Annotated in this window: 13 protein-coding genes; 6 read left to right on the top strand and 7 right to left on the bottom strand. The window is 75.6% G+C overall.

Going from position 1 to position 13535, the window contains the following annotated elements:
* Window positions 1-20: 20 nt before the first annotated feature.
* Complete coding sequence (locus HTZ77_RS10730; protein ID WP_175589360.1) at window positions 21-908, bottom strand: AraC family transcriptional regulator; 888 nt, start codon at window positions 906-908, stop codon at window positions 21-23.
* 101 nt (window positions 909-1009) lie between these two features.
* Between HTZ77_RS10730 and HTZ77_RS10725 the strand changes: the two genes are divergently transcribed.
* Window positions 1010-1801 carry a phytanoyl-CoA dioxygenase family protein gene (locus HTZ77_RS10725; protein WP_175589359.1) on the top strand — a complete coding sequence of 264 codons (792 nt, stop codon included), beginning with the start codon at window positions 1010-1012 and terminating at the stop codon, window positions 1799-1801.
* Window positions 1802-1836: 35 nt separating this feature from the next.
* Here the strand turns inward: HTZ77_RS10725 and HTZ77_RS10720 are convergent, their stop codons facing one another.
* The 3 genes from HTZ77_RS10720 to HTZ77_RS10710 all read right to left on the bottom strand — a co-directional run bounded on the left by HTZ77_RS10720 (window position 1837) and on the right by HTZ77_RS10710 (window position 5166).
* The gene (locus tag HTZ77_RS10720) at window positions 1837-3606 is read right to left on the bottom strand and encodes a bifunctional copper resistance protein CopD/cytochrome c oxidase assembly protein (RefSeq protein WP_175589358.1); all 1770 of its coding nucleotides are present in this window, start codon (window positions 3604-3606) and stop codon (window positions 1837-1839) included.
* A 118-nt stretch (window positions 3607-3724) separates the two neighbouring features.
* Complete coding sequence (locus HTZ77_RS10715) at window positions 3725-4327, bottom strand: dihydrofolate reductase family protein (RefSeq protein ID WP_175589357.1); 603 nt, start codon at window positions 4325-4327, stop codon at window positions 3725-3727.
* The gene (locus HTZ77_RS10710) at window positions 4324-5166 is read right to left on the bottom strand and encodes a metalloregulator ArsR/SmtB family transcription factor (RefSeq protein WP_175589356.1); all 843 of its coding nucleotides are present in this window, start codon (window positions 5164-5166) and stop codon (window positions 4324-4326) included. The genes HTZ77_RS10715 and HTZ77_RS10710 overlap by 4 nt, the downstream gene beginning before the upstream one ends.
* Before the next feature lie 105 nt (window positions 5167-5271).
* Here HTZ77_RS10710 and HTZ77_RS10705 point away from each other — a divergent pair, with 105 nt between their 5' ends.
* The 3 genes from HTZ77_RS10705 to HTZ77_RS10695 are packed head-to-tail and all read left to right on the top strand — an operon-like array spanning window position 5272 to window position 8816.
* Window positions 5272-6555 (top strand): sensor histidine kinase, encoded by a 1284-nt coding sequence (locus HTZ77_RS10705; protein WP_328808519.1) that lies wholly within the window; start codon window positions 5272-5274, stop codon window positions 6553-6555.
* Window positions 6552-7202 (top strand): response regulator, encoded by a 651-nt coding sequence (locus tag HTZ77_RS10700; RefSeq protein WP_175589355.1) that lies wholly within the window; start codon window positions 6552-6554, stop codon window positions 7200-7202. Before HTZ77_RS10705 ends, HTZ77_RS10700 begins: the two co-directional genes overlap by 4 nt.
* A gap of 60 nt (window positions 7203-7262) precedes the next feature.
* Window positions 7263-8816: an FAD/NAD(P)-binding protein gene (locus HTZ77_RS10695; RefSeq protein ID WP_175589354.1), complete on the top strand. Its 1554-nt coding sequence runs from the start codon at window positions 7263-7265 to the stop codon at window positions 8814-8816.
* Window positions 8817-8830: 14 nt separating this feature from the next.
* Here HTZ77_RS10695 and HTZ77_RS10690 read toward each other — a convergent pair whose 3' ends face one another.
* On the bottom strand, window positions 8831-9157 hold the full coding sequence (locus HTZ77_RS10690; protein WP_235994540.1) for a hypothetical protein: 327 nt from the start codon (window positions 9155-9157) through the stop codon (window positions 8831-8833).
* A 43-nt stretch (window positions 9158-9200) separates the two neighbouring features.
* Entirely contained in the window at window positions 9201-10208 is a 1008-nt protein-coding gene (locus HTZ77_RS10685) for a LacI family DNA-binding transcriptional regulator (RefSeq protein WP_175589353.1), read from the bottom strand.
* A gap of 156 nt (window positions 10209-10364) precedes the next feature.
* Between HTZ77_RS10685 and HTZ77_RS10680 the strand changes: the two genes are divergently transcribed.
* Complete coding sequence (locus HTZ77_RS10680) at window positions 10365-11567, top strand: cytochrome P450 (protein WP_175589352.1); 1203 nt, start codon at window positions 10365-10367, stop codon at window positions 11565-11567.
* Window positions 11568-11757: 190 nt separating this feature from the next.
* Complete coding sequence (locus HTZ77_RS10675) at window positions 11758-12624, top strand: TetR/AcrR family transcriptional regulator (RefSeq protein ID WP_175589351.1); 867 nt, start codon at window positions 11758-11760, stop codon at window positions 12622-12624.
* Window positions 12625-12864: 240 nt separating this feature from the next.
* On the opposite strand, the gene HTZ77_RS10670 is transcribed toward HTZ77_RS10675, so the two are convergent.
* Window positions 12865-13455, bottom strand: coding sequence for a CAP family protein (locus HTZ77_RS10670; protein ID WP_175589350.1), 591 nt, complete (start codon window positions 13453-13455; stop codon window positions 12865-12867).
* Window positions 13456-13535: the final 80 nt, after the last annotated feature.

Below are 13535 nucleotides of genomic sequence, written 5' to 3'. Positions count from 1 at the left end.
CCCGTGCGTCCGTACGCGGGTCAGGAACCCGCCGGGGCCCCGTCGCCGGCGGCTGATCGGCTGCGTCGCCGGTACTCGGTGGGCGTCAGCCCCACCAGCGTCCGGAAGCGGCGGGCGAAGTAGGTCGGGTCGTCCCAGCCGACCGCGGCGCCGACCCGGGCGGCCGGCAGGGACGAGTGCGCCAGCAAGGTGGCGGCCCGCTCGGCGCGCAACCGGGCCAGGAAGTCCAGCGGCGTCAACCCGACGTGCCGCCTGAACAGCCGGCCGAGATAGGCGGTGTCGAGGTTGACCGCGCGGGCGAGGTCGTCCAGCCGCCACGGATGGGCGGGCGCCGCCTCCAGCCGGGCGACGGTGGCGGCGACGGCGGGATGGACGACGGGCTCGGGCGTCCCCGGTCCGGGGTCGCGGCCGTCGGCCAGGACGCCGAGCACGGTGACCAGCCGGCCCAGCACCCGGCCCGGCCGCCTCCGATCGGCTCCGAGGTCGCGTTCGAGGCGGCTGATCTCGGCGATGGCCTCCGCGGCGGCGGCCGGATCGACGGCGGTCACCGCCACGCCGTGCGTGCCGGACGCCACCGGGTCGGTCCACAGGATCCGGCGCAGCATCGGGATGTCGTACAGCGCCGACAGCTCGGCCTGCAGCGCCTGGGCGGACAGGCAGCAGTTGGCGACGGTCAGGTCCGCGCAGTCGCGGAACCCGTGCCAGGCGCCGGGGCGCAGCACGATGACCTGCCCGGGTCGCAGCGGCTGCTCGCCCTGGCTGGTCACGTGGCGGCCGTGACCGGTCCCGATCACGGCGATCTCCAGGAAGTCGTGCGCGTGCGCCTCGATGTCGAGATCCAGGAGGTGGACGCCGCCCAGGACCGGGCCGCCGGTGAACAGCGCGTGCTCGTGCAGCGTGGCTGGCATGTCGCGATCGTACGACTGCTCGCCGGGATCGGCCTAGCCCGCGGCGGTGCGTCTCGACGACGCTTGCAGTGTCCCGAACACACGGATCCTGGAGGTAGGAGATGGCGACGACCACGAGCGAGCAGTACGGCAGCGACGTCGGAGCCGACGGCCGGGTGCCGGAGGAGCTGGTGGCGGCGTACCGCGAACACGGTTTCGTCCGAGTGCGAGGCGTCCTCGACCCCGGCGAGGTCGAGCGCTTCCGGGCCGGCGCCGAGGCGTTCCTGGAGGCGCATCGCGCGGAGAGCCTGGAGAAGCAGGGCGTCTTCAGCCAGCTCGTCAACGTCTGGCAGCGCGACCGGACGCTGCGGGAGCTCACGCTCCATCCGCGGCTCGCCCGCGTCGCCGAGCAGCTCGCCGGCTTCCCGCTGCGGCTCTGGCACGACCAGATGCTGGTCAAGGAGCCGCACAACAACGCCGCCACGGAGTTCCACCAGGACCGGCCGTACTGGCCGCACACGGGCGACCGGCTCCCGCTGTCGGCGTGGATCGCGCTGGTCGACGTGCCGCCGGAGCGCGGCTGCATGACCTTCCTGCCCGGCACCCAGGACCGCACCGGCCTGCGCCCGCAGGACCTCCACCACGAGGAGGACCTGTTCGAGACGGACCCGTCGCTGCGCTGGATCCCCCGGGTCACGCTGCCGCTCCGCGCCGGCGACTGCACCTTCCACAGCGGCTACACCGGGCACATGGCGCTGCCCAACCGCACCGACCAGGCCCGGCTCGCGCACGTCACGATCTACATGGACGAGGAGACGCGTTACGACGGGAACGGGCACGTCGTGACCGATCCGCTCGGCCTCGCCGCCGGCGACCGGCTGGACGGCGACACCTTCCCCCGTACCTGGGCGTAGGCGGCGCGGCTCAGGACGGGCGCCGGGTGACGGGCTCAGCGCACCCGGGCCAGGGCGTCCATCCTGAGCCAGGCCATGCGGACCGCCAGTACGGCGAGCGCCGTCAGGGGGAGGAGCAGGGCCACGGCTCCGGCCAGCCGCTGGTCGCCCGGCACGTCCGGCACGCCGGGCGGGGCGGCCAGCTCGAACCACGCGCCCCCGACCCGCGGCCCGAGGATCAGGTACGCGCCCAGGACGACGTGGACGGCCGCCACCACGGCCAGCAGCCGGGCCCGCGCCGCCCAGGGAACCGGGCGGGGCAGCGGGTCCACACCGGCCAGCACCCAGAAGACGACCAGGCCCAGACCGAGGAAGAGGAACTCCGTGAGCACGTGCGGGGCGTAACCGGACAGGGACCACGGCAGCCACGGCGTCACGTACAGCAGCACGAACGCGACCGGGTAGGCGATCATCAGGGACCGGAGGCGGGGCAGCCGCCAGGACTCCGGCGACATGGCGGTGGCCTCGGCCGCCAGCGTGAGCGGGGCGCCCAGGCAGAGCAGGTACGGCGCGACGACGGCGAGCACGGTGTGCTGGAGCGCGTGGACCGACAGCATCGCCCGCGCGTACCCGCCCACACCGCCGAGGAGCACCAGCGCGGCCGCCGCCAGGCCGGCGGAGAAGGCCAGCGTCCGGGAGACCGGCCAGCCGGGCACCCTGCGCACGCCTGCCCAGTAGCCGGCCGCCGGCAGGGCGAGCAGCAGCAGGATCGCCGGATCCAGCCGGACCTCGGTGACCAGCGCCGAGGGGCTGAAGGGCGCGAGGGTGTACTCCAGGACGAGATGATCGTGGCCGCCCCCGGCGCCGGGCGGCGGCGGGGTACGGGACAGGCCGACGGCCAGCCCGATCGCGGCCGCCATCACGGTCACCTCGCCGAACGCCAGCCGGACGAACGTCCGCCGCACGCCGCGGTCGGCGATCCCGGCGACCGTGTGGCGGCGATGGTTCCAGCCGAACAGCCCGAGGAGCACCAGCGCGGCCGCCTTGGCCAGCAGCAACTGCCCGTACCCGGTCCGCCAGAGGTCGGACGGCGTGCCGAGCCGCACCCACGCGCTCGCCACGCCCGAGACGGCCACCGCCGCGAAGCAGCACAGCGCGACCGCGCTGAACCGGGGCAGCACCACCGGCAGGTCGGGGGAGCGGCGGAAGTGGACGAGCACGGCGGCCAGGCCGCCCACCCAGACCGACACCGGCACCAGATGGGCCATCAGGGCGGAGATCGCGATGTCGTGGTCGCCGGCCGAGGCCGCGTGCCCCACGTACGCGGGCGGTAACAGCCCGAACACCGCGACCGCCAGGCGGGCCGGCACCGGCGCCCCGGCGGACACGGCCACCACCAGCGCCACGCCGGCCACCAGCAGCAGCGCCTGGGTCTGCGGGATCGACAGGCCGAACTCCAGCATGTCCGGCGAGGTCAGCAGGTTGACGGCGGGCAGCGGGATGAGATCGGACAGGGTCGCCAGGTAGCCGAGCGCGGCCGCGAACGCCCAGCCGAGCGCCCACCGCCCGGCTGCGCGCGCGCACCTGCCGGCCTCGGGCGAGCCGGCGGGGGCGAGGGCGGCCGCGGTGAGCGTCCCGACACAGGCCAGGGCGCACATGTCGGCGAGGAGGCGGACCAGCGGCAGGCCCCACACGGTGATCGGCCCGGCGGTGGGCAGCCCCGGGATCTCCGGCTGGATCGCCCCGCCGTACCGCAGGACGACGACCAGCACCACCACGCCCGCGGCGACCGCCGCGCCGGCGTACACGCGCTCCGAGACCTTCATGGCGGCTCCGCCAGGGCTAGGGGCGCCCGCCGCCGCGAACGCCGCGATGGCGGGCAGGAGGTGCGACTTCCGAATGGTGCCACATCGGCACGATCACGGCCATGCCGCACGAGGAGCGTCAGCGGAGCCGGTCGTACACCAGGGCCAGGGTGCCGTGCTCGCCCGCGGCCTGGTTGACCAGCGACCACCGCCCCGCGGGCAGGCCGTCGTCGAAGAGGCGCGGCCCGCCGCCGAGGAAGACCGGGAAGACCGTGAGCGCCAGCCGGTCGACCTGGTCGGCCGCCAGCAGCGCCTTGATGACGCTCGCGCTGGAGAGCACGAGGATGTCGCCGCCCTCGGTCCGCCTGAGGTCCTCGACCACCTCGGCGGCCGGCCGGTCGGCGATCGTCGTCCGCTCCCACGGCGCCTCGGCGAGGGTGGAGGAGAGGACCACCTTGTCGGCGTCGACGAGCCACTTCGCGAAGCCCTCGTCGCGCGGGTCGGCGCCCTCCATGCCGATGACGGTGGGCCAGAAACCGAGGAAGCCCTCGGCGTTGACCCGCCCGAGCAGGGCGGTCGTCGCCGGCTCCCAGAGGCTCGTCAGGTGGTCGCGGGCGACGTCGGTGACGGCGTACGGCATCACCCAGCCCATGTCGCGCGGGTCGCCCGGCCCGGCGTAGTGGCCGTCGAGGGAGAGGCTCATGTTGGTGACGACCCTGCGGGGGGTGGTCTGCTCGGTCACGTGGTGCTCCTTGGGGTGGTGGGGGAGGGCGCGGCGAGGGTCGCCGCGAGCTTGTCGAGGCTCTGGCCGAAGCCGATCTCGATGCCCGCGACGAAGTCCGCGGAGTCGATGGTGCTGTCGGTGATCCGGTACAGGACGTCGAGGTCCGTGCCGGTGCCGGTGGGACGGAGGTCGAGGGTGACGTGGGCGGTGAAGGCCGTCCCGCCGCCGGGGAGCAGGGGGGAGAGCCGGTACGACAGGCGCTCGCCGGTCAGGACGTCCTCGACGACTCCCTCCCCGCGCCCGGCGACCGGGTCGGAGCCGTCGGCGTCCTCGGCGTCGCGGTACTCCAGGACGATCCGCCCGCCCGGCCGCGCGTCGAACACGAGCTCGGAGACGCGCAGGTCGTCGGGCGTCCACCAGCGGGCGAGCAAGGACGTCTCGGTCAGGTGGCGCCAGACCAGCTCGGGAGGGCCCGCGAGCGACCGGGCGAACCTGAACGAGCGCCCGTCGGCCCACCCCGTCTCCTCCGCGGCGAGCCGTTCGGCCTGGAGGCTCACCCCGTAGCGGTCGTACGTCTCACGCGGGCCGCCGGCCTGGTCCGCGGTGTCGGCGAGCCGGCTCAGCGCGGCCGCCAGCTCCCGCAGGGGGCCGGGCCGCAGCGCGTAGACGCGGCGCTGGCCGCTGCGCTGGGAGGTGACGACCCCGGCGCGCTCCAGGGTCTGCAGGTGCTTGGTCGTCTGCGGCTGGCGCGCCTCGGCGAGCCGGGCGAGGACGCCGACCGGGCGGGGCCGCTCGGCCAGCAGGTTCACGAGCCGCCAGCGGGCCGGGTCGGCCAGGGCGGCGAGGAGTGCGTCCATGGAGAGAAGTATGCTCCATGACGAATATTCGCGTCAAGGAATATGTGAGGGGATCGTCCTTTCGGCCGGTGTGACGCGCGGCCGGGACTCTCTAACGTGGACGCCGTGCCCGCCACGGACGGCCTCGGCCCCGCTCCTTCGCGCCCCGGCGATCCCGGCCCCGACCGCCTGGGGGATGACGCGTCCGCCTGGGGGAGCTGGGAGGACGTGCGGGAGCGAGCGGCCCGTGAACGTCGCCGGTCGGCGATGGACGTGGGGCTCGCGGCGGTGTTCGCCCTGACGCAGGTCTTCGTGGCGTACCGGATCGAGCGGAGCTGGGGCGGCGGCGCGTGGTGGTTCGGATGCGCCGCCGGGACGGTGGTGTGCGTCATCGCGCTGCTGCGCCGCGGGCGCCCCGCCCGGGCGGCCGCCGCGGGCCTGGCCGTCGCCGCGGTGGCCGTCCTGACCGCCCGCCTGGCGCACCTGCCCGCCGAGCCCGGCCCCGCCATGGCGCTCGCCCTGGCGGTCCTCACCGGCTCCGCCGTCCGGACGCTCCCGTGGCGGCGGGCGGGCGCGGTCGCGGCGGGAGGGCTCGCCGTGGCCGTGCTCGCGTTCGTCTCCTCCATCGCGCACGCGACCGTGGCCGAGCTGTACGGCCTGGCCTGGCTCGCCGCCACCGGCCTCGGGCTGGGGGCGCGCCTGCTGCACGCCCGCCGCCGGGCCGCCACGGAGCGGGTACGCCGCGACGAACGCCTCCGGCTGGCCAGGGAGCTGCACGACGTCGTCGCCCACCACGTCACCAGCGTGGTGCTCCAGACCCAGGCCGCCCGGCTCGTGGCCCGCCGGAGCCCCGACCGGGTGGACGCCTGCCTGGCCGGCATCGAGGCCGCCGGCTCCGACGCGCTCGCAGGAGCCCGCCGCGTCGTCGGCCTGCTGCGCGACGACACCCCCTCCCCGGAACCCGCGGCGCACACCCCCGCCGCCGATCGGCTCGGCGAGCTGGTGCGGCGCTTCACCGGCCCCCCGGTACGCCTCCACCTGCCCGAGGGCGAGCCCGGATGGCCGCCCGAGGTCGCCGCCACCGTCCACCGGATCGTGCAGGAATCCCTCACGAACGTCTCCCGCCACGCTCCCCGCGCCCGCGCCGTCTCGGTCACCGTCACCGAGGACCACGACACGATCACCGTCGAGGTGACCGACGACGCCCCGCCCGCCCCCGCCCGCCGTCTCCGGCTGGGCGGCGCGGGCGCAGGCGCCGGAGGAGGCCCGCGAGGCGGCGGGTACGGCCTGATCGGCATGCGCGAACGGCTCGACGCCCTCGGCGGCACGCTCACCGCCGGCCCGCGCCCAGGGAACGCCGGCTGGGCCGTGCGGGCCACCCTGCCCGTCCCCGGGCGGAGGCGCCGATGACGATCAGGGTTCTGCTGGCCGACGACCAGGCGATGGTCCGCGCCAGCCTGCGGATCATCCTGGAGGACGAGCCGGGCATCAGCGTGGTGGCCGAGGCCGCCGACGGCGAGGAGGCGGTCGCACTGGCCCGCGAGCTGCGCCCCGACGTGTGCCTGGTGGACGTGCAGATGCCCCGCCTCGACGGCGTCGCCGTCACCCGCGCCCTGGCCGGCCCCGGCGTGCCGGATCCGCTGCGGGTGGTGGTGGTCACGACGTTCGACCTGGACGCGTACGTCCACGGGGCGCTGCGCGGCGGGGCGGCCGGGTTCGTGCTGAAGGACGCGGGCCCCGCCCTCCTGGCCGAGGCCGTGCGGGCGGCGCACGCCGGAGACGCGCTCATCTCGCCGTCGGTCACGCTGCGGCTGCTGAGCCGCCTCGCGGGCACCGGGGACGGGGTCGGACGGAGGCCCGTGCGGGCCCTGTCGGAGCGGGAGGCCGAGGTGGTGCGAGCGGTCGCCCGGGGACGCACCAACCAGGAGATCGCCGCCGAGCTGTCCATCTCGCTGAGCACGGTCAAGGGGCACGTCGCCGGCGTGCTGGCCAAGCTCGGCGCCCGCAACCGGGTCGAGATCGCGGCCTGGGCCTGGGAGAACCGCGCCGTTCCATAATGCATGCATATCAGGTAGGAAATATTGACAATATGCCGCCGGGCGCGTAGCTTCGTGATCATGAAGCAGGGCTGCGCGGGAGGGGACAGGGGGCGCGCCGGCACGGTCGTGGTCGTCGGCGCCGGGCCGGCGGGCGCGTGCGTGGTGCGGCGGCTGCGCGCCTGCCTCCCCGAGGCGCCCGGCGACGGCCTGGACGTGCACGTCGTGGACCCGTACCCCTCGCACGCGTTCGAGCGGACCGTGCGCGCGGCGCCCGGCGCCGTCCGCGTCCACCTGCATCGGGAACGGGCGGCCGGGCTCACCGGCGGCGCGGGCCGGCAGCGGGTGGAGCTGTCCGGCGGGACCCGGCTGGAGGCCGACGCGGTGGTGCTGGCGCTGGGCGACCACGGCGCGCCGCCGTCACCCGCCGAGACGGAGCAGGCCGTGTTCGCCGCCCGTCACGGCCTGCTGCACGTGCCCGCCGGCCAGGCCGCCGACCCCGGCCCGGGGCTGCTCCCGGCGGGGGAGCCGGTGCTGGTGCGCGGCGTCGGATCGGCGTTCACGCGCCTGCTCACGCTGCTGGTCACCGAGCGGGGCGGCCGGTTCGCCGGCGGGCGCGGCGGCGAACCCGTCTATCTGCCCAGCGGTGACGAGCCGCTCCTGTACGTCGGTTCGCGGCGCGGCGTGCCCCACCAGGCCCGTCCCGGCCACCGGCTCGCCGGGCCGCCGCCCGGCCCGCCCCGGTTCCTCACCCGCGACACCCCGCCGGAGGAGCTGCGGCGGGCCGTCGCCAAGGAGCTGGCGTACGCGTACTACCGCGAGCTGTTCACCGCCCACCCGGCGCGCACCCGCGTCGGCTGGGACGACTTCGAGGCCGTCTTCGCGGAGGCCGAGTGGGGCGGCAGGGAGATGCGGGCCCTGGTCACCCGGTCCGTGCCGCGCTTCGCCGACCGGCTCAACCTGGACCGGCTGGAGCGCCCGCTGCATGGCATGCGCTTCGGCGACCTCGCCGGGCTGCAACGGTGGATGCACGGCTACCTGGCCGCCGCGCTGGAACGCCGGGCCGACCCCGCGCACGGCGCCGACCTGGCGCTGGTCCACCGCGTGCTCTCCGTCCGGGCCGTCCTGGCGGGCCGGGAGCCCGATCCGTGGTTCGAGCGGCTGTGCGGCTTCCTGGCGGGCGGTCCGCCGGTGTCCCGGCTGGCCGAGCTGCGGGCGCTGGCCCGGGCGGGCGTGGTCACGTTCCTCGGCGCGGGCATGCGGGTGGACCAGGACGAACGCTCGGCCGCCTGGCGGGCGTCCGGCGCCACCGTCCCGGGCGCGATCGGCGCGCGTGCCCTGGTCGAGGCGCGGCTGCCCGAGCTACGCCCGAGCCGCGCCGCCGACCCGCTGCTCTCCGCGCTGCGCGCCCGGGGGGAGTGCCGGGAGACGACGGGACTGCTGGACGTACGGGCTGCGGACCGGAGGCTCGTCACCGGGGCCGGCGACGCCCATCCCCGCCGGTTCGCCCTCGGGCCGTGGACGGCCGTGGCCGCCCACCCGGGGGACGACGGCGCCCTGCCGGGACAGGCGGACGCGGTGGCGCGCGCCGTGCTGGCCCAGACGGCCGCGTCCCTGGTGGGCGCGGCGGCCTGACCGTGCCTCGGCCCTCACGAGGGGCGGACCGTCTCAGCCGGCGCGGACAGCCGCGCGGAGGCGACGTCGATCCAGCGCGGGTCGGCCTCCAGGTGGAACAGGCCGTGGTCGGCGAGGAGCGCGTCGACCGGGGCGCCGCCGCGCCTGACCTCCGACGGCTCGCGCGTGCGCCTCAGGTACGGCTCGGCCGCCACGGGCTCGGACAGCCACGCCTCGACCTCGTGGCTGCCGGTGGTGGTGATGGCGTAGCGCTTGCGGCCGGGCCCGTCGCCCGGCTCGCTCTCCCCGGCCGCCTTCCCGTCGCGGGCCGGCCGGCCGAGCAGGGCGAGGGGCACGCTCATGGCCGCGACTCCATACCGGGGGTACATACGCGATGAGTACGCGTCAGCGGGCACGGGCGGTGGAGGCGCGCTCGACCAGGTCGGGCTGGAAGATGACCTGCCGGTGCTCGTGGAAGTCCGGCTGGTTGGCCTCCTCCATGAGCATGAGCGCGGCCGTGTGGCCGAGCTGCTCGCGCGGCTGGCGGATCGACGACAGCGGCACGGCGGCCGCCGCGGCGAAGTCGATGTCGTCGTAGCCGAGGATCGCCACGTCGTCCGGCACCCGCAGGCCGTGCCGCGTCAGCTCCTGGAGCACGCCCAGCGCGACCAGGTCGTTCGCGCAGAAGACCGCCGTGGGACGGTCGGCGCGGGACATGCCGGCGATCTCCTCGCCGGCGGTGCGGCCGGTGGCGACGGTGAGGTCCGGCAGCGGGATGACGGTCAGCCGGTCGCCGGGCGCCATCGCGCCGGCCAGCCCCTGGTGGCGCTCCTCCACCTGGCGGACGGTGAACGGCCCGCCCGCGAACGCGATGTGGCGATGCCCCCGCTCCCGCAGGTGCAGGCCGGCCAGCCGGCCGCCGAGGACGTCGTCGGCCGCGACCGCGCAGCCCCGGCCCTGCCGCGAGGAGTTGTCGAACACCACCACCGGGATGCCGCGCGTCACGAGCCGGCCCAGCCGCAGATCCTGCCCCTCGGCGTTCACCGGCGTGATCAGCACGCCGAAGGGCCGTTCCTCCTCGAACATCTCCAGCAGCCGCGCCTCGCGGGCGGCGTCCTTGCTGCTGTTGACGACCATGACGTTGAGGTCGGCGGTCTCCGCCGCGGCCTCGACGCCGCGCAGCACGTCGATGACGAACGGGTTGGACAGGTCGAGCGCCACCACGCCGATGGTGCGGCTGCGCCCCGCCCGCAGGTGGCGCGCCGAGCCGTTGCGCACGTAGCCGAGCTGGGCCACCGCCGCCTGCACGCGCAGCCGCGTCTCCTGCGCCACCAACTCGGGACGGTTGAGCACGTTGCTGACGGTGCCGACGGAGACTCCGGCGAGGCGGGCGACCTCTTTGATGCTCGACATCGTTCCTCGTGTCCGCTGGGCGCTCTGCCGGCCAGCGTGATCATAGCGTACGCGCCCCGAACCGATCGAAACGATTTTCCCCGGTTAAGGCGATTGCCTTATTAAGGCGACTGCCTTAGCGTCAAGATCGACCCGACATCGACTTGAGGGGGCGTCATGACCGAGTCCGTGCCCACCTATCCCTTCGACCGGGAGGAGGCCCTGCGCCCGCCGCACGAGTGGAGCGAGCTGCAGGAGAAATGCCCCGTGGCGCACGTCCGGCTGCCCAGCGGCGACACCGCCCAGCTCGTCACCCGCTACGACGACGTGCGCGCCCTGCTCACCGACCCGCGCTTCCGGCGCGGCGGCCAGGACGCCGCGCGGATCGCGACCACGCAGGACGGCGGCCTGTTCGCCCGCAACACGATGACCATCACCCAGGGCGAGGGCCACCGCCGGTGGCGGCGGCTGCTCAGCCCCTCCTTCACCATCCGCCGGATGGAGGCATGGCGGCCCCGCGTGCAGGCCATGTGCGACGAGCTGGTGGACGACCTGCTGGCCTCCGGTTCCCCGGCCGACCTCTCGGTCCGGCTGGGCCTGCCGCTGCCGGTGCGGGTCATCTGCGCCCTGGTCGGCGCCCCGGCCGAGGACCAGGACAAGTTCGCGCACTGGTCGCGGGTCATGCTCACCCTCACCCGCCACACGCAGGAGGAGGTGCAGCAGGCGTACGAGGAGTTCGACGCGTACGTCTCCGACCTGGTGGACGCGCGGCGCGCCGAGCCCGGCGAGGACCTGCTCAGCGAGCTGACCCAGATCTCCGACAGCGAGGACGGCCGGCTCAGCCACGAGGAGCTGATCGCCACCGTACGGGCGCTGCTGCTGGCCGGGCACGAGACCACCTCCAACATGATCGCCATCATGGTCGCGATGCTCCTGGCCGAGCCCGAGCACTACCAGGCGGTCATCGACGACCCCGGCCTCATCCCCGGCACGGTCGAGGAGGTGCTGCGCCTCGACAGCACGCTCAGCGTGGTCGGCTTCCCCCGCGTCGCCGGTGAGGACCTCGACGTCGGCGGGGTCAAGGTGGCCGCCGGGAGCACGCTGATCCCGTGCCGTCCCGCCGCCAACCGCGACCCGCGCAAGTTCGCCGACCCCGAGCGGTTCGACCCGCACCGGGACAACGCCAACCAGCACCTCACCTTCGGCGCCGGCCCGCACTACTGCCTGGGCCAGCCGCTGGCCCGCCTGGAGCTGCAGGTCGTGCTCGGCACGCTGATCCGCAGGCTGCCCGGCCTGCGCCTGCGCGACGGCGCCGAGGCCCTGCGCCTGCGCACCGGGCTGCTGTCGGGCGGCCTGGAGAACGTCTGGGTGGCGTGGTGACCGGGCGGCGGCGGAGCGTCCGGGGCGCCTGGTGACCGGGCGTCGGATCGTCCGGGGCGCGCCCGGTGAGCGGGCGTCGGATCGTCCGGGGCGCGCCTGGTGAGCGGGCGGCGGGACGGTCGGGTCGTCTGGTGAGCGGGCGGCGGACGGTGTGAGCTCGCCCCGCTCGGCCGCCGCGCGGAGCCTCATCATGCGCGCCGCCGAGCGGCTCTACGCCACCCGCGGCCTCGCCGGCGTGTCCATCCGGCAGATCGGCGAGGCCGCCGGGCAGCGCAACAACTCCGCCGTGCAGTACCACTTCGCCGGGCGCGACGCCCTCATCCAGGCCGTCCTGGCCGAACACGCCGCGGCGATCGAGCGGCACCGGCTGGCCATGATGACCGCGCTCGGCGACCCGGCGCGGATGTCGCCGCTCGACCGGCTCCGCTGCGCCGTCCTGCCCCGCGTCGAGCACCAGATCGAGCTCGGCACCCCGTCCTGGTACGCGCGCTTCCTCGCCCAGATCGCGGTCGAGCCGGCGCTGCGGGAGCACGCCGTGCGCGTGCACCTGGAGACGCCGTCCCTGCGCCGCCTGTACGACGCCATGCACGCGGAACGGTCCGCCGCGCACGCGGAGCGGTCCGCCGCGCACGCGGAACGGCTCGCCATGCATGGGGAAGGGCCCGCCGTACATGCGGAGCGGCATACTACGCACGGGGAACGGCTTGCTACGCACGGGGAACGGCCCGCCGTACATGCGGAGCGGCTTGGGGCGCACGTGGAGCGGGCCTCTGCGGACGCGGAACGCGCCGCTGCGCATGCGGGACCCGGATGCGGTGGCCGGGAGCCGGGGGACGACACCGGCGCGACCGCCCGCCGGGAGGCCATGACGCGCCAGCTCGTCGTGCACATGTGCGCCGAGCTGGAGACGGACCTGGCGGCGGGGCGCGCCGCGGGCCGCGTCGGGCCGGGCGACGCCGCCGCGGCCTGGCGCCGCCTGGGGGACGACCTCGTCACGGGCCTGCTCGGCCTCGTCGCCGCCCTGGACGCGGACGACCCAGCCCGCGGCCCGGCCTGACGGCGGCCACGTATGAGCCGCTGGTCCGGACGGGATCTCGGGGCTGGACGGGGGTGCTGGACGGGTCTCGGGGCGCCCGGGGCCGGAGGTGGCCGTAGGGGACGTCGTGGGGCCTCCGGCGGTTCCTGGCGGCTGCGGGGCGACCGCCGGAGGCCGACCGCCCGCCGCTCGCCACGGGAGGCGGGAAGGCGCCCGCCCCCACGGGACGGGCGCTCCCCCCGGGCAGGCCGGTAGGCGGGGTCACCTCTGCGGCAGGACGTTCTCCCGGTAGCGGCCCGTGACGTTGCCCGGAGCCTTGTACGCGCAGACGACGTAGGTCTCGTACGCGCTGGGTCCCTGCCCGGCGGCCCGGGCGCAGCCGACCTTGGTCGTGCCCTTCCAGACCACCTGGGTGAAGGAGCCCGTGCGCGTGGAGAAGCCGGGGTGGGCGAAGTCGTAGGTACGGCCGCCGTCGTACCAACTCTTGACGGCGGCCGTGCAGGACGCCGTCCGGTCCGGCGTGAAGGACCGGTACCAGTGGACGTTCTGGCCGTACTGCCGTGATGCCGGCTGACTGCGCGTGCCCTCCAGGCCGTCGTAGCGGGTTATCTGGTCCGCGCGCTGTTTGGCGTAGGCGACGAGCGCCTGGTCGGTCGTGAGGTTCGGGGCCCCGTGACGCGCACGGTAGGCGTTGTGGGCGGTGAGGCATTCGTTCTGGAAGGCCGTGTCCGTGCGGGACGGCAGCGGCGGACGGGCCGAGGCCGCCTCGGCCGGTCCCGCCAGGGCCACGAGCGAGGCCAGTGCGCTCACGGCCGTCGCCGCCTTGATCGTCCGCGCGGTGGGTCGGGGCATCTCCACTCCAATCGGTCCATCACCCCGGTCAGGCCGTCGTGCCTGATCAGAGGCGAGGCGAAGGACAGATCGAAGGTCGC

Source organism: Nonomuraea montanisoli, from assembly GCF_013363975.1.
GTDB classification, from domain to species: domain Bacteria; phylum Actinomycetota; class Actinomycetes; order Streptosporangiales; family Streptosporangiaceae; genus Nonomuraea; species Nonomuraea montanisoli.
The sequence above is the reverse complement of the archived record's forward strand: the minus strand, read 5'-3'. Positions and strand labels throughout refer to the sequence as shown.